Below are 21,421 nucleotides of genomic sequence, written 5' to 3' on the forward strand. Positions count from 1 at the left end.
TTCTAATAAAATAACCAATCTACGGTCTTTCCTGCTTCTGAATCGGTAATACCAGCATCATGAATTAAAATGTTTTCTTTATCATCAATAAAGCCTAAAATTAAAACTCGACCTTTACCAAGTACTAATTCATGTTGACCAGGTTCATAACTATAACTGTAAATATTTACAGGATAAAGCCCTGGAACTAGCATAGCATTAGCTATTTTAATATCCGCCTGTCCTCTATTGTTAGCTTGCGCATTGGTTTCTAATGTTGGTGGTTCTAAAACCGTATAGCTATTTGTATTGAAATACCCTACTAATATTTTGATTGGCTGGTCATTTTTAAACTTTAAAACCGTTCCTTCTTCTCTTTGCAGCTCATCAGAAAACTGAACTCCTGATAATTTCTTTAGCTCATCGGCAACTTCTTCTATTTTTGCCGTATTATCCGAATATACTTGCTGTCCCTTTTGCAATTTAAACTGTTTAACGCCTTTATTAAGAATTGTTACTTGAGCAGGTTCATACGCTTTAACTTTTTTCTCTTCAATATTGCCGCTATCTTTTGACTTAAGCATTTCAATATTACGCTTAAATACTTCTAACTCTTTTTGATAATGAGGTAATAATTCTTCCCAAGTTTTATTGGTGCCATCTCTTCCAGTAATAGGAATACGCCTTTGGGCTGTTTGCATACTGTTGGCATACAAATAAGTGTATTTTGTAAGCCCCACCAACTCGTTATAATACTTCAAGCTATTTTCTAGATAAGGACTCGCCTTTTCTAAATCGGTAATATCATTAGAGTATTTGTACTGTAAAACTAACATAGCCGCCTTTACTTTTTCAGCAAAGAAATTAGCAAAGGCATTATAACAATACACATCGTTTTTTAAACGCTCAAACTCTTCGTTGTTTTTTCCAATTGATGAAGTAGCTCTTTCAATAGCTTCTACAGCTAATTTCCCATGGTTTACAACTTCTTCAATAATCTGAGGTGGTGTTTCTCCAACATGAGGTTCTCCTTTCCATTCTTTTGCTGCATAATCGATAAGTATCTCTCCAATAGGCCCGTTAGAAGACAAGAAGTTTTTGTAAACATGATATTTGTATGGGTTTACTAATTGCCCCATGAACATACCCAACAACAAAGTTTGACGGTTTCCATCTGAAATCCCGAAAGTTCTAAGTAATTTTGGAGCAATTTCCCCAGTTTCCTCATAGGCAACTAAAATATCTTTTCCTCCTTCGTCACAATTATAGTAATCGCCAATTACGTCTGTCCAATAATCAACTTCTTCACCTCTATCTCTTTGCGATTTCCATGCATATCTAGCCCAAGCTTGATACCACATCCAATCACGGTCGATTTGTTTTAATCGTTCAGTAGTATTATCGGCTGTATAAGGCCAATCCCAATATGACGACTGTGGGTACAGATGTAACCCATTGGCTCCCTGAATGTCTCTCATAGCCTTCACACTCTTTTGAATAAAATCGGGTGAACTATATCTAAAAGGCTCCAAATTCGCCAAAATATGAACATTAGAGATGTGCACCGAACCCAGTTCGCTCAATGCCTTAGGAATAGATTCCCAAGCATCTCTAGGCTGATAAGTTGTTAGCGACTCGCCATTGTATTTAAACGTTGTATATAAGTTTTTATAAATTGGTAATGCTGCTTCCATAACTTGTTTGGCATCGGTATCGTGCCCTCGTAAAACAATAGGCGGTTCGTTGGTTATGCCTAATTCTTCTAAACCATTTTTAACTCCTGGAATAATGGTTTTTGTAAACCATTCCACATCATCATCAATGGTATGCATCGCTTCGCCTAACGTTACCAAAAAGCCAACATTTGGGTATTTTTTTATGAATTCGGTAATCGATTTTTGGGTGTAATCTGCAATTAGTGGTGTTATTGGTCGGCTACGTTCTTGAGTTTTTATACCATGCTCTTCTGCAAAAGGTTTTGAAACTATAATGTTATAAAACATCTGAATTACCCATATTCCTCGTTTATTAGCTTCTTCTGTCAAGAACTTAAAAACTTCTTCATTCTTTTTAAATGTTTCATCATCAACTTCTACGGCATAAGGATAATCATCTAATTTTACTAAAGAAGCAAACGGGTGTCCGTTCCATAAATACAATGTATTAAAACGGTTTTCAACCATCATATCTAAATACTCAATCCAATGTGCTTTATCGTAAAACCAAGGAAAGTTTTCGGGCGTGTATGGATATTCGTAAACGGTACGCCCGGGTAAATATTCAGTTTTTTGTAGTCCAATGCAGGTACCACGTAAAACCATTTCTGGTTTATCTTGAATATTTAGATTTAAAGGAATTTCGCCAGAAGCCTCAACTCTGTCAGATAATTCTAAAGCACCGTATAAGGCTCCAGAGGCATCAGTACCTTCAATAGTTATGGTATTTTTTGTTGAGCTTATTTTAAAACCTTCTTTATTGGTTTTATCTAATTTTTCAGTAATTGAAATTATAAGTGCATCATTTGTATTTTCTTCATTAGCTGAAGCTAGACTTACCTGATAACCTAAATCTAATAACGTTTTTTCAAGCTTTTCTTGAGCAAAACCAATTCTAGAGTTTTCCGAATCAACTACAATGATGACTTGTTGCTTTTCCGAACACGAAGAAAGCAAGATTAACGTAACTAATAAAACTAAAATGTTTCGCATTACTCGACTTTAAATACTTGTTTTAAATACTTTACATTAGCTCTGTAGTTCTTCACTACTTCGCGTACCATAGACGTGTCACGAGAACGTTCTACAATTAACCAACCTTTCCAGTGCATTTTATCTAAGGTTTCTTTAATTTTTGGCAAATCGATTGCTGGATCGTTTTCAATCCAATGCCCATCGGTGTTTGAGGCATGAATTTCACCAATATTATCACGTCCCAAAGTTTTTAATTCCTTAGAAATATCTCGTCCGTTTTTAATTGCATTTGCAAAATTAAAGGCGATTTTAATGTTTCTATTACCAATTTCTTCCAGTAGCTTTTTCTCTTCGTCCGCCGAAAGTGAAGTTTCAACAGCAATAATGCCATTTATTTTATCAACCTGCTCACCTGCCCAACGCAAACGCTCTACGATCGCGGGACGCAATTCTGGATTTTTAACCAAATCGCCTTGAGTTCCCAATGGTAAATAAGCCACTTCAACATTAAAAATTTTCATTACCTCAATACAATCTTCAACCATTTGTTTTACGGTTTCTCGCTTTGCAAAAGATTGCGCGTAAAAACCAGACATAGCCACAGAACTAATACCAACACCCGTTTCAGTTGATTTTTGCTTAAACACGCGCACACTAGCTGTGTCGCCATTTATAAATTTACTATCAAAAGTTTCACGATTTCCTAAGCCACCCATGTCCATTTCAATGCCTTCGGCACCAATTTCTTTAGCACGCTCAAAAGAACCCAATTTTTGACGTTTGAGAATCATCCAATCGCAGACCGCAATTTTATAGCGTTCTTTTTGTGGCCCAGGCCATACACCATCTTTTATTGGGAACGTAACGAGTTTTGAAGGATCTATTTTTACGTATTTGATTTTTTGACGTCGCCAAGTATAAACACAGTGCAACATGCCATCAGATCCTTGAATAATTGATGGATAGGAATATTGACTGATACGTGAATCTTCCAACACCAAAGCGGCATTCCAATTAATGCCGTCTTTAGAAATTGCTAAATTTAATGGACTTCTATAGCTTTTCTGCATATCCTCATTTGGCCAAACATGGTTATAAATTAAGGCATGCTCTCCGTTTTTCATGGTAACAGCATCTGTACCTGAATTATTATTGGGCATGTTCAACAATTCTAAAGGCGACCATGTTTTACCATTATCTTCAGACCAAGTTGAAAATAAATGTCTGTTTCTGGTGCGTCCTATTTGTTGTAATTTACCATCTTCATGGAATAAAATGCTTGGTTGAATAGCATTGATAGCGTTTAGTCCTTTTGGCAATGTATCTTGCATTTGGTGTGTTTTACTAAAGTCAGAAGTTGATTCCAAGCGTAAATTCCATCCATTTTCTTCGGTACTCGATGGTAATAATAACCTTCCGTCCTCTAATAATTCTGGTTTGTTTTTTATTGGACCTAAAAAACCTTCAGGTAGTTTTTCGGCTTCAGACCAGGTTTCGCCACCATCAGCTGAACGTTTTAACATACCCCACCACGTTGAAGGATGCGGACCAACTTTATAATACAATAATAAATCGCCATTTGGCACTTGATACAACACTGGGTTCCAAGTTGGGTAACGCAATGTATCGTTTTGAACACCATTGGCAACTTCTTTCGCTTCCGTCCATTTGCCATTTTTGCGTTTACTTACATAAATACACACATCTGGATTGCGCTCATGCGTACCACCAAACCAAGACGCAACCAATTCGCCATTCGTATTTTCGGCTATTGTAGCTGCATGACACGATGGGTATGGTGCTCTATTATATACAAATTCATCTATTTCGATGCCTTCGCGCCAAGTTTTATCGGCTAAAGCAATTTGCGGCACGTCTTCTTTTGTTTCTTTACAACTTCCAAAAAGAAGTGCTACAAAAAGTAAAATTAAAGGTTGGTATATTTTCATGTTGCTATTTAGTTTAATCTGTTAATTTTAATTGACTGAAATATGATACGTTCCTGACTTCAACTCTAAAACAGTTTCATTATTTTCTGTTGAAAATTTTGTTTCCGATTTATCGAGTTTGATTTTATTGATTTTGATTTTTGACTGATTCCCGAGAGTTAAATACACCTTAGCGGAAGTATTTGGAGGTACCGTAACCTCCCAAGTTAATCGCTTACCTTTTTTATTCCAATGACTTTTGATGATACCATAACTCGATTTATAGGATGCTTTTACGTATGATAAGCCTGCATCAAAATCGGGTTTCATAATAATTTCTTTGAATCCAGGATTCGTCTCACTGCTTTTAACACCCGCCATATTTTCGTAATACCAGATAATTAAATCGCCCAAAAGCATCACGTGGTTTTGCGAGTTCATCTTAGGATCTGCAGTATTTCCATTCCACAATTCCCAAATGGTTGTAGCACCATTTTCGGCCATATATCCCCAACTCGGATACGTTTTATTCGAAGCCAGTTTAAAGGCTAAATCGCCACGACCAAATTGTGTTAAGGTGCGCATTAAAAACTGAATACCCACAACACCTGTGCTTACATGCCCGTTTTTAACCACCTCTACTTGGTGTACCATATTTTCAAACACCTTATCGGAATACCCTTCAGGAACCATATTGAACGCCAATGGCAATACATTTGCCGTTACTGTATTATTGGCATAACTAAAGTTTTCTTTATTGAAATATTTAGTGTTAAAAGCAGTTTTTACGCGATTAGCTAATGCATCGTAATACTCAATATCTGATGCTTTTGTGTTGGAAATTTTGGCAAATTTTTTCATCAATTGAAGCAAATGGTAATAAAACGCACTCGACAACACTTCACCATCGGTTAAACGGGCAGGATCTTTAGAGCGGATAATTTCCAGAGATTCTGGCGGCACACACCAATCGCCGTATTTATCCTTAGTCATTAAATCATTTTTAAGGTAATTGTCTTCCATATACAACACCCATTTTTTCATGTACGGATAATGCTTTTTTATACCTTCTTCATCACCAAACTGTTGGTATAACATATCGGCAACTTTTAAATAAGCGCCTTGCCATGTCACGCCATCGCCGTAATAACGCCAAAATGCTGGTGCTACATCTGGAATACCTCCATCTAAAGTTTGCGAATATTTAATATCGTCCAGCCATTTTCTATACAAGGTCTGATTATCGAAAATAAAGCTTTCGCCATAAGCGCCTGTGGTACGATCGCCTAACCATGGCTGACGTTCGTTACGCTGTGGACAATCAATTGGCATACCTTTATAATTACCGCGAATTCCCCAAAACGCATTTTTAAACACCTGATTCATGGTTTCGTTTGAACACTCAAAAGTGCCCACGGTTTCCATGTCGTCATAAATTACTTTTCCGATAAAATCAGATAATTTTGGTTGGTAATTGTAGCCTTTAATTTCTACATATCGAAACCCATGATACACAAATTTAGGTTCCCAAATTTCATCGCCTTCACCCTTTAAAATATAGGTATCGGTAACGCGAGCATCACGCAAATTTGCGATGTAAAGCGAACCATCTGCTTTTAACGATTCGGCAAATTTCATACTAATAGTGTCGCCTTTGTTTCCTTTTACTTTTATTTCCAACCAACCGACCATATTTTGTCCCATATCTAAAATATAGCTGCCGTTTTTGGTTTTTGTAATGGCGCTAGGTTTTACACTATCCATCACTTTCATGTTGGGTGTCATTTGGCCTTCATAAAAACCGCCGGGTTCTTGAACCCACATCATATTTAACCAATCGCTATCATCAAAATTTGTTGTATTCCAATTCAGGATTTCTTTTGTAGCATCATAAACTTCGCCATCGTATTCGTTATTTTCACGAATTGGTCCATGAGGCGAAAACTTCCAAGACTGGTCGGTTTTAATGGTTTCTTTACTGCCATCTTCATATTCAATTTGTAATTGAAGTGCCATTTTTGGAAACCCAAAACTCTTAATCTTATAGGGTTTATATTCTTGTCGCATAGCGAAAAACCGACCGTTACCCAAAATCGTTCCTAACACATTTTCGCCTTGTTTCAGTTGCGACGACACATCAAAAACATTGTATTTTACGTTTTTTGTATAATCGGTTGGTACAGGCGCTAAAACTTGACTTCCTATTTTTTCACCGTTTATGTAAAACTCATATAAGCCCATGCCCATTAAGTAAACTTTGGCTTGTTTTACCTTTTTCTCTAAGTTTATTGCTTTACGAACATAACGCGCCGATAACTTTGAAAACTGCCCAATGCTATCGCCTTCAAATAAGGTGTTATGCCCAATCCATCTCGTAGATTTCCATTCGGCGTAGGTTAAAATACCCATGCTCCATAATGCCCTTTCGGACCAATTGGTTTCGCCTTTGTTTGTCCAAACCTTAACTTTCCAGAAGGCTTCATCTCTACTGTCTAAGGTTTTTCCGTTGTAATAAACATTGATGGAAGCATCGCTTTGTACTTTACCAGAATCCCATAAATCGGCTTCGTTATTATTCAATTTTTCTTGAGAAGAAGCCACCAAAATGTGATACGCCGTTTGTTCAACTTGAGATTGATTCGTATCTATCTGCCAACTCAATCGCGGATTCAGAACATCAATTCCCAACGGATTGGTTAACATTTCACATTCCAGCTGTTTCAATTTAATATCGTTTTGAGCTATTGCTGAAAAAGACATTAAGATTATACAAATTATGAATATAATTTTTCGCATTTTTATTCTGAAATTACTTTAGTTAAAGTTGCAGCTGATGCAACCTCTTCACCATTTCTAAACACCTTAAAGCCTTTGCCTTTATTGTATTTTTCACCAGTTTTATCCCATAAAATGGTTAAAATATCTCCGTGATATAGGATATTATCTAAACAAAACCAATCCCAGGTTTCTTCTGGAATTAAAGGGTTGACTTCAATTTTTTCGTCGGCACGCGGGCGCAATCCAACTAAACCAGTAATTATTAAATCGTTGAATGTGGAATGGTTGTAATATCTGCTGCGTTCTCTATCGCCCATTAGCCAATAGCCGGTAGTTTCGTCAAGATATTCGCCAATGTATGGTCTGCCACGATAATATTGCGACTCCACATACAAATTCATTTGATGGAAATAATCTGATTTATCCACCACGTCTTGCGGATAATTGTTTAACACATTGGCCAAAGCCGTTAAGGTTTGCGAAGTGGCAAATGGCCACACAGCACCATCCCATTCGCAGGTTCCTGTACCGTGACTTCTAAAACGTGGGCTACGGCGTTCGGCAGTGGTAAGTCCAAATGGTGCTGCAAAGCCTTCTTCATCTTTAAATTGATTCCAAGCTGCTTCGTATCCTTTGTTTTTAGATGGTAAATTGAAATACCAAGGAATAAAACCAATAGCTTCGCGCACATTAGAAGACGTGTCTTTTTCGGTTAAGGTTTCAAAAAATTCAGCCTCAGTATTCCATAATTTAGTTTCAATTAACTGTTTTAAAGTATCCGCTTTTTTATTGAAATAATCGGCTTTTTCAGTATCACCTTTCATGGTTGCCATTGTTGAGAGTGCTTTCGCATTCGCAAACATATAGCTATTTATGGTTGGTCTCGCATTACGCACATGTCGCCCACCGCTTAAAGATTCTTCCATACCATCTTTTACATCATTCTGCCAAAATAAACCATCAGGTCGCTGGCGTTCTTCTTCCCATCGTGCATAATCACTAACCATATCTGGATACATGTCTATTAAATAAGCTTCATCTTTGTTTACTAAATACTGATTGTACAAGGCATCGGGCGTCCAACTACTAAATTTATGCAGTCTGCTCATGGGTTTACCATCGTTACCACGATACCATAAATGCACGTTTTGATTGCTATATTCTGGATTGTGCACCCAACGGAATTCGTAAATATGATGCCCCAGAGCGCAAGCAATTAAATTATACTTATCGGCATACGACCGCTCTACCAAAAACTCAGTAATACCGTAACCTTCTGGCGTTTTGGTGATGTGCTTTCTTAAGCTCCACCAACGGAAATAATACATTTCTTCGAAGTTGTCTTGCGGACAATCGAACAACGGAATATTCTTTTGCATCCAGCTCCAGGCACTATCGTTTGGTACAGCTTTGGCGATATTTTCATCTTCCATTCTGTTGAAATAATCTACGTAATGCTTGTAATCATCTACGTTTAAAATTTCAGCCGAATGATTTGTTTTAGCTGACTTAGCTTTGCAACCATATAGCGCAATCGCTAAGAACAGCAAAATAAATTTTATATTTAGTTTAAGTAATGTCATTAGTTTTAATTTTATCTGCTGTAGAACGTGTACGTTTCGCCTGCTTTCATAGGCACGTCGTACTCGTAATATTTTGGTAATTTTAGTTTTTGTAGGTCTGCTTTTTCAGAAATAATTGGTTGTTTAACTTCTACTTCGAAAAATAACGGGTTGCTATTTTCACCTTTGGCGCGTTTTAACGCTTTTCCGTTAGCATATTTTAATGGTGATTTTGAGCGTAATCTGCAATTCCCATCAAACTTGGCTGTGATTTTTAATTTTGAAACCTTGTCGTTGTTCCAAGTTAAATCCAATTCGTAACCGCCACGAGCTTTTAAACCTGTAATTTCGCCCGATTTCCAAACGCTTGGTAAAGCAGGTAATAGATGAATGGCGCCTTCGTGACTTTGCATAAGCATTTCGGCGATTCCTGCGGTACAACCAAAATTTCCATCGATTTGGAACGGTTGATGTGCATCTAACATATTCGGGTAGGTTCCACCACCTTTACGCTGATCGGCTGTTACTAAATGTAATTGGTCTTGTAATAATTTATAAGCATGATCGCCATCTAATAAACGCGCCCAAAGGTTCACTTTCCAACCCATTGACCAACCTGTAGATTCATCGCCACGATATAGCAACGACTGTTTTGCTGCTTGAAACAATTCTGGTGTTTTAAACGGTGAAATTTGATTACTTGGAAACAAACCGTACAAATGCGATACATGGCGATGGTGATCTTCAGGATCGTCCCAATCAATCAACCATTCTTGTAACTGCCCGTGTTTACCAACTTGCATCGGTGCCATTTTTGATAAAGCTGATTCTAATTTGGAAACAAACGCTTCATCTTCACCAAGAATTTTAGTCGCATTTTTAATATTATTGAATAAATCAAACACCAATTGATTATCCATGGTTGTTCCTGCGGTTATGGTAGATTTTCCATCTTCGCCTGCATGCGTGTTTTCAGGTGAATTTGATGGCACAATTACTAAATATCCCGAATTCGGGTCTTGAATCATAAAATCTAAGAAAAACTGTGCGGCACCTTTCATTATTGGGAAAATCTCTTTTAGATAATTCTTATCGCCCGTGTACAAATAGCGTTCCCATAAATCTTGACAAAGCCATGCGCCGCCCGTTGGCCACATACCGGAAGCCGCCATATCTATCGGACCTGTAATACGCCAAATATCGGTGTTGTGGTGTAATACCCAACCATTGGCATTGTACATTATTTTTGCTGTTTCTTTACCGGTTTCTGCAACCTCACGAGCCAATTGAATAAAAGGCTCATGCATTTCGGTGAGATTGGTTAATTCTACTGGCCAGTAATTCATTTCAGCATTAATATTCATGGTGTATTTACTTTCCCAGGGCGGAAATAACATGTCGTTCCAAATACCTTGTAAATTTGAAGGTTGACCACCAGGTTGTGAGCAAGAAATCAACAAATATCTACCGAATTGAAAGTACAGAGACGCTAACTGCGGATCGAATTGGCTATCGAATTTTTTAATTCGAACATCTGTAGTTTCCTTTGAAACATCTGTAGTTCCTAAATCTAAAGACACACGATTGAAAAAGTTTTGGTAATAGGCTACATGATTTGTTTTTATGCTTTCAAAATCACTGGTAATGGCCTTATCTAGAATCGATTTACTTTTCGCGATATAATCCTCTGTAATGTCTTTATAATTCTTAAAGTTTGTTGCAATTGAAATGTACAAGGTTACTTCATCTGCATTTTCAACGCTAATAATACCGTTTTTAACAGCTAGTTTTCCGCCTTTATTTTTAGCCGTCATTCGCCCTTGGAACTTAACGCGCCCTTTCTGACCTTCAACGGTACTTGTAACAGCTGCTAGCGTAACTTGATTATCTTCGGTTGTGGTTTTGGTTTTATCAAACGGACTGTTTAAAAATCCATTAAAAGTGATTTGTCCAGGTTTGTTCGCACTCAGTTTAACAACAACCACATCTGCTTTAAATGCGGTGATTATTTCACGGGTAAAGGTCACATCATCAACCGTGTATTTTACCGTTGCGGTGGCATTTTCAATATTTAAATCGCGATAATAATTGGTGTAATCTTGATGCCCAGGAAAAGATAAAAACACCGAACCAAAAGTTTGGTATGGCATCCCGTTATTGGTTTGCGAACGAATATCGGAAGTTGCTAATGCCTGTGCTTCGGCATATTGTCCATCAAAAATTAACTGGCGTACCTTTGGCAACGCCTGTAATGCTTTTGGATGAGCATTACTATTTGGCGAACCTGCCCAAATGGTTTCTTCGTTAAGTTGCAAACGTTCGATAGCAGGATCGCCAAACACCATAGCTCCTAATCGTCCATTTCCTAATGGTAAAGCTTCATTCCAGATTTCTGCTGGTTCTTTGTACCATAATTTTAGTTCGGAAGTTTGTCCAAAAACTTGATTTAAGCCAATGATGGCAATAATTAGGAAACTTAAAAATGTATGTTTATTACTTAACGTCATTCGTTCTTTTATTTTCTTCTCCAAAAAGTTTATACAATTCGTCTATATCTTTCAGGGCATTTTTCGGTAAATTTTCACCGTTTTTGCCAAAAACAAGCAAATTTTCATAAGGCTCTATCGTACATCCAGACTCATCAATTTCTCCGTTTTTATCTATAATTTTCGATAAATTTAAATTGAGATGCTTTGCCATAAATGGATACATCGCTTTGCGTTTTGATGCGCCGTAATTATGACCTTCCTTTGGGAAATGACTGTTTTCAACAAGCTCTTGTTTTCCGTAGAAATTATAAATGCGCTTTACAAAAGGAAACTCCACTTCAGGCGTATTATTTGTCCAATCGCCACCATCTGAAATAATTAATTGTGGTTTTGGAGCTGCCATACTCGCAATTTCAACATTATTGGTGCCGTTACCGCATAAATGAATGCCACGACCACTCTCACATGGGCAACCTCCAGAATGGTAAGATGACATCATAACCACAGGAACGGAAACCGTAATGCGATCATCTAAAGCCGCTAAAAACATGGTTTGCGAACCACCGCCAGAACCACCAGTAACGCCAACGCGAGTCATGTCGGCATTTTTTAAAGTTGATATATAATCTAATAATCGCATGCCACTTAAAACCTGTATGGTTGAAGCAACACTATTACGATGGGTTTCGTATGGAAATTGTAATTGCGATTCGCCCCAAGCAAACAAATCGTAATTAACTACAATCGCGCCCATTTTGGCTAAAAGTGCACAACGTATTTGCTCGCTTTCTCGATAACGTCCATCAGCAAAATGTCCGTTTGGCGTTACTACAACCGCATTTTTCCCACGTAGCGGATAGGGTTTATAAATAGAACCTGTGGTATAAACACCTGGTAAAACTTCTAATGCAATATTCTCAACAGTATATCCTTTGTATTTTCGCTTTTTGGTTAAAATAGGCTTAGAATTGGGCATTTTTGGCGCCTTTTCGATAGCAAAAGCGTCAATCATGCACGATTTAAGATTTGCTTTTCGAGCTTCCCAAGCTTCTAAATTGTCATATTTTGATGCTAAAAACGCTAACTTTTCAGCTCCTCGTTCTTCGGTTAGTTTATGATATTGAAATGGCTTTATTTTGTAAACCGAATCGTTTTGTTTTTGAGCAGACAAGTTAAACGGACTCAACAAATTCGCGAAAGTTACTTCTAAATTAGTAGCATCGATTTTCCATTGGGCGTATTCCAAAGTCTTTTCATTTAATAAACCGTCGTTATCTTTAATTTCAATATTAAAAATAGACGCCACGGTTTCCATGGTTTCAGGCAAGCCTTGTTTAAAATTGGAATCGCTGGTTTGCGCGTTTAAAAGACTAGCTCCTAAAAACAGTAATAAAAAAACTTTGCTATATCTCAATCGCTGTTTCATTTCTTTAAACTTTCAATGGTGTAGGTTCCTGAACCTAATGTGAATTTTGACACCGTTCCTTCAACAACAAAATCATTAAACGATTCACCATTAATTTCAACATTTGAAGCATCTGAAATTGGTAACACCAAAGTTGCCGTTGTATTGGCTGGAATGGCAATATTAAAAACCGATTTATCTTCAGCCTTTTCCCATTCTGAAACAATTGTACCGTAAACCGACTCGTAACTGGCTTTTACAAAACTTAAATCGCCCACCATTTTTGGTTCAATAAAAAAGTGCTTAAAACCAGGTTGTTCTGCATCGGGAACAATACCTGCTAAACTTTTATAAAACCACTCCTCGATTTGTCCCATCATAAAATGATTCCAAGAATTGCCTTTTCTTGGGTCCCATTGTTCGGTTAGCGTTGTTAATCCGAATTTAATTTGAAAACCGTAACCAGGTGTATCGTAATGATTGTTCATTTTATACATGACGTCGTTAGCATCATTCATCGCTAAAGCTTGAAATAAATAACGGTTTCCAACATCGCCAGTGGTTAAGCGGAAGCCTCGTTTTTCAATGTCAGCTAACAAATTTTTCATCACAGCTTCTTTGTTTTCGGAAGCTACAATATCCATAAAAATAGCAACCGCATTACTAAACTGACTTCCTGTACCGTATTGCTTGGTTTCTTCATTAAAAAACTCCGTATTAAAGGCCTTTTTTATATTTGAAACTAAAGTGTTGTACTTGTTAATATCATCCGTTTTATTCAAATGTTTTGCTGCTTTTGCAAACAATTTGGTGGCATAGAAATAATGACTGGTTGCCGACAACGCAATTGGGCTATTTTTTGAATATCCTGCAGCATGCTCGCCGTAGTCGTACCAATCGCCCAAGCCGTAAGAAACAATGTAATTTTCAGATTTTGAAGTGAGATAATCAACATAACGCTTCATAACCTCGTAATAATCTTCAATTAAGCTATCGTCGCCGTAATATTCGTAATACATCCAAGGTAAAATAACGCCCGTAGTACCCCATTCTGGAGAATCGGTAAAATCGCCACCAAACACCACGTATTCTGGTGCGATGGTTGGAATCATACCGTTTTCGCGTTGTGCATCTTTAATATTTTCCATGATGCTCGGGATAAAGGTTTCGAGGTTGTAATTAAATAGTAACCCTGGTCCGTTTAGATGCGCTTCTTCCAACCATCCTAACTTTTCACGATGTGGGCAATCGGTTAAAACCGCTTGAAAGTTACTTTTTATAGCATTATTTATAAGTTCATGCGCTTTATTAAAGATCTCGTTGGAACTTGTAAACGTGCCCGCTTCACCCGCCGAATTATAGATGAAATTTGATTTTAAATCAAAAAGTGTTGGTAATTCTTTATTGGTATCTTCCTTATAATTCACACTATCCACTTGAATGTATTGATAACCATAATAGCTAAACTTAGGTTGCCACTCCTCTACACCATCGCCTTTAAGTGTATATTCAAAATAATAGGGTTTTCCAGAACGCCCTTGACGGATGGTGCCGTCATCTTTTAAACTTTCGGCCGTCCATAATCTTATTTTTTTTCCTTTTTTACCTTTCACTTTTATGGTTGGAAAACCAGAAAGATTTTGTCCCATATTGAACACATAGGTGTGCTCATCAACTTTGTTCACCTCCTTAACTTCATATTCCTTTTGAATGTGAATTGCAGGTGCCGATTGCGGTTTTAAACTGCCTTTTGGGGCTTCTTGCTTTACAACAGGGTTCCAGGTTGAAGCATCAAAATCAGCTGTATTCCAACCTGTTTGTTCTAAATTGGCATTATAATCTTCACCACCAAACATACCATTGTAGGTAATCGGGCTGTTACTGTATGTCCAACTTTCATCGGAATTTATAATGGATTCTGAACCGTCTTCAAAAATCAATTTCATTTTAAAAAACAACGTTGGCGGACCAAAACTCACAAAAAACTTGGTGTAACGCTCTTGTACCGTATTGTACATACCATTTCCTAGCATCACGCCAATAGCGTTTTTACCTTGTTTTAAAAGGTTTTCAGGAATTTCGTAAGTATTAAAATTAACCGATTTATCGTAATCTGTCCAAAGTGGTGCAAATTCGCTGTTGCCAATTTTTTCACCATTGATTGTTAATTCGTAATGACCTAAACCTGAAATATAAACAACAGCTGCTTTAATTTTTTTATCCATTGAAAATGGTTTACGAAGCATGATGCTTTGTCGTGCCATGGGGTGTGACGCATCAATAATTTCTTGGCGTCTCGACTTTTTCATTGAAGCCGTGTGGTAAGTTCTACCTTCAGGCAGATTACTTTCGGCTTTAGTAATGGCACCAATCCAAGTTGGATTTAAACTTTCAATCTCTGGTTTTACTCTAAAAAAAGCTGTTTCACTCCATGGTGTTTCGGTATCGTTCGTCCAAATTTTAACCTTCCAGAAGTATTTCTGTTCGGGATTTAGAGTAGTTCCGTTGTAATTAACCAAATGACTTTTGTGCTCACTTACTTTTCCGCTATCCCAAATATCACCTTGGTTTTGATTTAATTTTTCTTCGGAAGATGCTACCAAAATTTGATAAGCGGCTTGTTCTACATTAAAAGCATCGGTAATTATTCTCCAACTAAAACGCGGTGATGCATCAACAGCAAGCGGATTACTGGCCATATTACAGGTTAGATTGGTAACCGAAATAGTCTTATTATTTTCAACCGATTTACAAGCTGAAAACAGAACAACAAAAATGAATATGCTTTTTAAAACTTTCAACTTACAGTTTTTTGGTTATCAATGATTTTATATTGAACACAGCCTCGCGAATTGACGCACCTGTAAACGGCACATCATCATAATTTGGTGTATCAACAGGTGTATCTACATTTGGATAGTAGCGCTGTTCGCCTGTACGGAACATGATTCTTGAAATTCCGTCTGTTGGCATAAAAAAGATGCCTTTCACTTCCTTTTCATCATTAATTTTAATGTCGTATAAACGCGTTGAAGCATCAACAGATAAAGTTATTTGGTATTCTTTTCCGGCATCATATGGCATAATATTTCGCAAGCGATACCCCATTTTTTGCTTTATATTTCCTGCTTCATCAAAAATTAATCGTACCGAAGGCAAACCTTGTGCATTTTGCAATTCAATTTGAAGCATGCCATGATTGTTTTGCTCTGGTTTAACCGTGAACGTAACTTCTAACTTTTCAGAAAATGGAATAACACGCTCCACACGTGAGTAATCAAAAGGATCTTGATCGCGTAAGGTTAACCATTTTTCACCATTTTTTGCTTCAATATTTGCGGTTGCCCATTGCAAATCGTATGTGTTCCAAAGCTTTAATTCTTCGCCATCAGGCATATTTGTAAACACATCATTGGCATGTTCACTAACTGTATTGGTAACAGGAACGGGCACTGAAGCCACCCAAATATCTTCTTTATTTACACTATAGGTTAACCACATATTGCCATCTTTAGGCGTACCGTTGTTTGGCGTTATTCCACGCACATATTGCGGCCCGTGCGATTTGTAAGCACCACCATAGCGAATGCGAGACAATTCACCATGAACAAGAAATAAGTTATCATAATTCAATCCGTCATTACTAGTTGAAACCGCTAAAGGCCATCGAAATTCTGAAGGATTATAAACTGTTGCATACTTTCCGTCTGTTGTTTTTTGTCCCCAAATTTTAGCATTGCTGTTTACAAAACCTGGTGCGCGTAACGGGTCGTATTGCCATGTTTTACCACCATCATTACTCATTGAGGTTAAGGCGTGTTTCCATAAACCAACGGTTCTTCCATCTGGAATATCGTAAAAACTAAAGGCTTTATATTGTTTTTGCAACGGAATTAACGGATCGTCTCTATCGGCTTCTTCAACCCATTGCTGCATTAATAGTGGTTGCGCCATTAACTCCTCGCAAGCCTTTTTAAAACCGCGATCTTTACTGCTTTTATAGAATGGATAGTTGGTATTTTTTTCGTTCCAACCATGATTGTATCGAATAAAATAAATAGCCCCTAAACTACCATCTTTATAGATTTCTCGAATAACACGTCCAATACCGTTACCATCGTTAGGACTGTCTTTTTCGTGCATAGAAATACCGTAAAACGCCAATGTGAAAAAGCGATTATCAGATGACGTGAAAAAGCCCATACGTTGATGCATGGTAGCTTTTAAATTTTTAGCAACACCTTCTACGCCTTCTTTAACAAAACCATCAGGAATGCTATAAATAGGAAACGTAACCTGCGGGAAACTCCACTTTTCTCCATCTTTTGAAGTTAACATAAAGGTTTGACTAGGCGGAATATGTTCACCAACAGGATCGCTTAAATATTGTATAAAAAACGTATCATTCCAATAGGCTATGTTTGGTGCGTGATTGTACGTCCATCCATAACCATCAGCTTTTTCAGGGTGTTCACGACTTGCCCTCATAATTTGAGTGGCATGCACACCAACCGCTGGTTCTAACATACCATGATGGTAATCGACGTTTGATAAGGTTTTACCAACATATTTTATGGTATCCTGTTGTGCGTTTAGCACAGAAACCACACATAATAATTGGGTAATGAGTATGGATTTAAAACCTAACTTCATATTATTTTTCTTTACTTTTTTCAATTAATTTGCTTAAAACTGATTTCGATATGGTGGTTATTGTACCGTGTTTATGACCTTCAGGAAGTGAAATTTCACTTGATACATCTTCAAAGGTTTTAAAATCTTCGGTACTGACAGCTTTATAATTTTTTTCACCGTAATTGTCATAATAAATCACGTATTTACCATCTTTTTTAATGAAGCTTGGTCCTTCCGAAAGGAACCCTGTATAAGGCTCTGAAATATTTGTAAAAGGCCCAAGCGGTGTTTTACCAAAACCTACTTTTAAATTTCTGTTTGGTCTGGTGTTATCTTTTATAATTAAAGCATAATCATCTTTCGCTCGTTTTACAATCACACAATCAATGACACTAAAACCGGGTTCTAAAAACAATTTTGTATCTGAAAAGATTTTAAAATCTTTTGTAGTTGTGTAATACATGCGGTGATTGTTTTCTTCGTCTTCGGCACCTTTTTCATAGCGAAACGGAATGGTTGATGCCCAAATAATAATGTATCTATCGGCTTCATCATCATAAAAAATCTCTGGTGCCCACACATTAACCACATCGGGTTCATGCTGCATCACAGGTATGTATTGTTGTTCACTCCAATTTATAAGGTCTGTAGAACTGGCGTAGCCGAAACCATTGCCTCCTCGCCATTCAGTAGTCCAAACCATGTGATACACATCGTCTTTACCACGCACAATCGATGGGTCACGCATAATTTTACTAGCCCCTGTTTCTGGCTTTAAATAGGGCCCTTTTAAATCTTCCCATTGGTAGCCATCTTCGCTGTACGCTAAATATAATCCGTCGGTGGCAGGCTCTCTAAATGATGTAAATAGATAATACTCTTGTTTTGAAGCACAACCAAAACCGATAAAAATAAGTAGAACAACTGCGAGTTTTTTCATCATCTTGATTTAATCTTCTGTAATTTTAGACTTCACTAATTTTCCAGCTTTAACAGCTATTTCCACGTTATTTAAAACACTATTCTTTAAATAAATAGACTCATTTTTAGCGCCTTCAACTTCTAAAAAAATATGAGTTGGTTGCATTAAAAACGTATTGCTTAACAATGCTGTTTCTACATTTTTAAAATGCACTACAGGTTTTTCTTTTATAGGCGTTGCTGTACCTATATTATCTAAAAGGATTTGTTTGGTATCTTCAATTTTGAATGCTGACCCTAAAGTGGTGTTGATTTTAACATCATGAAACTCGATGTTTTTTGCAGTATGCACCGAAAAACCTTCTTTAGCATCAATATCGATATCTGAAAATGTAATGTTATGAATGGGCATTTCTGGAATTCCTAAAATCTTTCCTGCCATATTCACATTCGTTGCTGTGACGTTGCTAATATGAATGTTTCTAAAAATGGGCGTTTCTTCGGTTACTGGTCCTTCAACGGTGTTTTTATCGTAAAACAAATTCAGCATAAAAGCTTCACGTTGAATGTTGTTCATCACAATATTGGACACGCGAATATCTTCAACCACACCTCCACGACCACGCGCCGCTTTTAAGCGAATACCTCTATCGGTGCCATCGAAAACACAATTAGAAATCGTAATTTTTTTAATACTTCCAGACATCTCGCTACCTATAACCACACCGCCATGACCGCTTAACATCGTGCAATTGGTAATAGTAACGTTTTCGGTTGGAGTTGCCCATTTTCTACCATCAACATCACGACCAGATTTTATGGTAATGCAATCGTCTCCTACACTAATATGGCAGTTTGAAATGTGTACATTTTTACAAGAGGTTGGATTTATACCATCGGTATTTGGAGAATACGGATTAAAAATCGTGACATTATCCACCGTAATATTATCACAAAACGCCGGGTTTATCGTCCAAAACGGTGAATTTTGAATCGTGACACCTTCAATAGTTATATTCGAACATTTAAAGGCTTGAAACAACGGTGGCCTATGAAATAAATAGCTTCGTGTGCGTTTGTAATAATCGGCAGTTTTAACATCTTTATTGGCTTCCTGCGTCATTTTTTGATATTTGGTAAGCTCCAATTTTTCTTTTGAAGATTCGATGCGCCAAATTTCTTTCCACCAAGCTTCCCCTTGTCCGTCGATTGTGCCACGCCCAGTAATCGTGATATTATCGGCATCACGAGCATGCAATAAAGGTTTGAAGGTTTGAATTACGGTGCCTTCCCAACGCACTTCGGTAAATGGTAAATAGTCATCGAAGTTGGTTGAAAACTTAATTAAAGCGCCCGCTTCAACATGTAAAACAATATTGCTTTTTAATTCTAATGCGCCCGTTAAATAGTCGCCAGCTGGAAAATAAATGGTTCCTCCACCAGCTTTCGCTGCTTTATCTATGGTATTCTGAATGGCTTTGGTACACAATTCCCCCGTATTATTTCCGCCATTTTCTAAAATATTGTACCAACCGTTAGTTGCAAAAACACTAAAAGATAATAAACCAAAAAACAATATTACGCTTAATTTTTTCATCAATCTTTCTTATTTTGAAGTTAGTATTAAAACCCAATCGTTACCATCAACCGCTTCACCTTCAGGTTTAAATTCTTGAGTGCCTTCATTTTTAAATTCACCTATGTTAGTTTTCTTACCGTTTCTCGGATTAAACCATGATGCCACAACTTGCTGTCCTTTAATTTTACCCATATTTACAACAATAGATTTTCCATTGTACACATAAATAAGTGCATAATCCTCTCCTTTTGTAGCGGCTTTAAAATCGTATTTTTCACCTTGATTATCTACCAAACTCTTATCTGGAACACGCTCGAAATAAGGAAACTCTAACATTAAGTTTTTTAAATGCTTCATTTGTCCTGCTCCAGGATCATTTAAAGCATCAACCCAATAGGTTTTGCTTCCGTAAGCCTCTGGTTTGCTATGATTTTCGTGCATTTGCATGATATGGTTGTTTCCATAAGTAAAACCTGCAGCACCAGCAAACACTGACCAATAGGCATAACGACGTAAATCGTTGTCGTTCCAAAGTGGTTGCAACGTATCGTGTAACCCTTGCGGAATGCCTTCGTATGATGGTTCGCCATCAAGTGTCGGTTTTGCGGGTTTTAAGTTGAAATCGACCTGAACATATTTGTAATTATCCTGCCCGTAAGCGCGCTCCGTATCATCTTGATCGTAACGACGATGCCCAGATTGAAACATATTGAAATCGAGCCAGTTTTCATTATGAAAATCATCAGAAGAATCGGTACGACCACGCGGATGAAAGGTTACCAAGCGATCAGGATTTGCCGTTTTTAGTATGCTTCCGATGGCTTTCCATATTTCGGTATTTTTGTTTCCAAAGGTATCGCCACCGTTTAACCAAATGATATTTTCATGATCTTTAAAACGTTCAGCTAAAAAATTAGCATAGGTTTTAGCTTGCTCTAAATTTACTTTTCCATCGCTAATTGGCGAACCCCAAACAGGAACCATTGCCAAATACAACCCTTCTTCTTTGGCAACCTCAAGTGCATAATCTATATGATCCCAATAATCATAAGCATCGGCATTCTTAAAATCGTTGCCTTCGGTTGTTAAAGGTTTCGATAAATCTTTAGCTACAAGCGCAGAATCACCGTAAACATTAGCTACACCAAGCGAATGCACCGTCATAATTTGAATAATGTTATACTCCTTTTCTTTACGATCTTTGAAATAGGTTTTTATTTCATCTCGATTTAATTTATTAAAGGTCAACCAACCCGTATCAGCTAACCAAAAAAATGGTTTTCCGTTTTCGGTTTGAAAATAATGTCCGTTTTCGGAAACTTCTATTTTCGGAAATCCTTCTTCTTCAGCTAAAACGGTTTCTTTTTCAACCTTTTTATTATCCTTACAAGACAGCATTAGTGTCGCAAAAAGTAATGCTGATGTAATTGTTGATATTTTTAATTTATGTCTCAT

The 21,421-nt window shown here is 37.2% G+C and carries 11 protein-coding genes; all 11 read right to left on the reverse strand.

Annotation, left to right across the window (positions count from 1 at the left end; all coding sequences use genetic code 11):
* Positions 1-2: 2 nt before the first annotated feature.
* From PK35_RS00595 to PK35_RS00645, 11 genes are read right to left on the reverse strand one after another with little or no spacing between them, the layout of a single operon-like run.
* The gene (locus PK35_RS00595) at positions 3-2,687 is read right to left on the reverse strand and encodes an alpha-d-galacturonidase (RefSeq protein ID WP_044624730.1); all 2,685 of its coding nucleotides are present in this window, start codon (positions 2,685-2,687) and stop codon (positions 3-5) included.
* On the reverse strand, positions 2,687-4,618 hold the full coding sequence (locus PK35_RS17780; protein ID WP_082048482.1) for an exo-alpha-sialidase: 1,932 nt from the start codon (positions 4,616-4,618) through the stop codon (positions 2,687-2,689). Before PK35_RS17780 ends, PK35_RS00595 begins: the two co-directional genes overlap by 1 nt.
* 27 nt (positions 4,619-4,645) lie before the next feature.
* Positions 4,646-7,357: a glycoside hydrolase family 78 protein gene (locus PK35_RS00605; protein WP_238320844.1), complete on the reverse strand. Its 2,712-nt coding sequence runs from the start codon at positions 7,355-7,357 to the stop codon at positions 4,646-4,648.
* 38 nt (positions 7,358-7,395) lie between these two features.
* A complete protein-coding gene (locus tag PK35_RS00610; RefSeq protein WP_044624732.1) occupies positions 7,396-8,958 on the reverse strand; it encodes an MGH1-like glycoside hydrolase domain-containing protein in 1,563 nt (520 codons plus the stop codon).
* Between the two features lie 11 nt (positions 8,959-8,969).
* Complete coding sequence (locus tag PK35_RS00615; RefSeq protein ID WP_052825726.1) at positions 8,970-11,444, reverse strand: glycoside hydrolase family 95 protein; 2,475 nt, start codon at positions 11,442-11,444, stop codon at positions 8,970-8,972.
* Positions 11,431-12,852 (reverse strand): acetylxylan esterase, encoded by a 1,422-nt coding sequence (locus PK35_RS00620; RefSeq protein ID WP_044624733.1) that lies wholly within the window; start codon positions 12,850-12,852, stop codon positions 11,431-11,433. Before PK35_RS00620 ends, PK35_RS00615 begins: the two co-directional genes overlap by 14 nt.
* Entirely contained in the window at positions 12,849-15,632 is a 2,784-nt protein-coding gene (locus PK35_RS00625) for a glycoside hydrolase family 78 protein (protein WP_052825728.1), read from the reverse strand. The genes PK35_RS00620 and PK35_RS00625 overlap by 4 nt, the downstream gene beginning before the upstream one ends.
* A 1-nt stretch (position 15,633) precedes the next feature.
* On the reverse strand, positions 15,634-17,484 hold the full coding sequence (locus tag PK35_RS00630; RefSeq protein ID WP_044625179.1) for an exo-alpha-sialidase: 1,851 nt from the start codon (positions 17,482-17,484) through the stop codon (positions 15,634-15,636).
* Position 17,485: 1 nt separating this feature from the next.
* Positions 17,486-18,409 carry a glycoside hydrolase family 43 protein gene (locus PK35_RS00635; RefSeq protein WP_238320845.1) on the reverse strand — a complete coding sequence of 308 codons (924 nt, stop codon included), beginning with the start codon at positions 18,407-18,409 and terminating at the stop codon, positions 17,486-17,488.
* 6 nt (positions 18,410-18,415) lie between these two features.
* Positions 18,416-19,984, reverse strand: a complete 1,569-nt coding sequence (locus PK35_RS00640) for a glycoside hydrolase family 28 protein (protein WP_044624735.1) — start codon at positions 19,982-19,984, stop codon at positions 18,416-18,418.
* A gap of 9 nt (positions 19,985-19,993) precedes the next feature.
* Entirely contained in the window at positions 19,994-21,421 is a 1,428-nt protein-coding gene (locus PK35_RS00645) for a glycoside hydrolase family 140 protein (protein ID WP_044624736.1), read from the reverse strand.

It is taken from the genome of Neotamlana nanhaiensis (assembly GCF_000943555.1).
GTDB lineage: Bacteria > Bacteroidota > Bacteroidia > Flavobacteriales > Flavobacteriaceae > Neotamlana > Neotamlana nanhaiensis.

Bases quoted from the DNA above. Each gene is read 5' to 3' on its own strand.
- PK35_RS00595 (WP_044624730.1), bottom strand. From the start codon at position 2,687: ATGCGAAACATTTTAGTTTTATTAGTTACGTTAATCTTGCTTTCTTCG.
- PK35_RS17780 (WP_082048482.1), bottom strand. From the start codon at position 4,618: ATGAAAATATACCAACCTTTAATTTTACTTTTTGTAGCACTTCTTTTT.
- PK35_RS00605 (WP_238320844.1), bottom strand. From the start codon at position 7,357: ATGTCTTTTTCAGCAATAGCTCAAAACGATATTAAATTGAAACAGCTG.
- PK35_RS00610 (WP_044624732.1), bottom strand. From the start codon at position 8,958: ATGACATTACTTAAACTAAATATAAAATTTATTTTGCTGTTCTTAGCG.
- PK35_RS00615 (WP_052825726.1), bottom strand. From the start codon at position 11,444: ATGACGTTAAGTAATAAACATACATTTTTAAGTTTCCTAATTATTGCC.
- PK35_RS00620 (WP_044624733.1), bottom strand. From the start codon at position 12,852: ATGAAACAGCGATTGAGATATAGCAAAGTTTTTTTATTACTGTTTTTA.
- PK35_RS00630 (WP_044625179.1), bottom strand. From the start codon at position 17,484: ATGAAGTTAGGTTTTAAATCCATACTCATTACCCAATTATTATGTGTG.
- PK35_RS00635 (WP_238320845.1), bottom strand. From the start codon at position 18,409: ATGATGAAAAAACTCGCAGTTGTTCTACTTATTTTTATCGGTTTTGGT.
- PK35_RS00640 (WP_044624735.1), bottom strand. From the start codon at position 19,984: ATGAAAAAATTAAGCGTAATATTGTTTTTTGGTTTATTATCTTTTAGT.
- PK35_RS00645 (WP_044624736.1), bottom strand. From the start codon at position 21,421: ATGAGACATAAATTAAAAATATCAACAATTACATCAGCATTACTTTTT.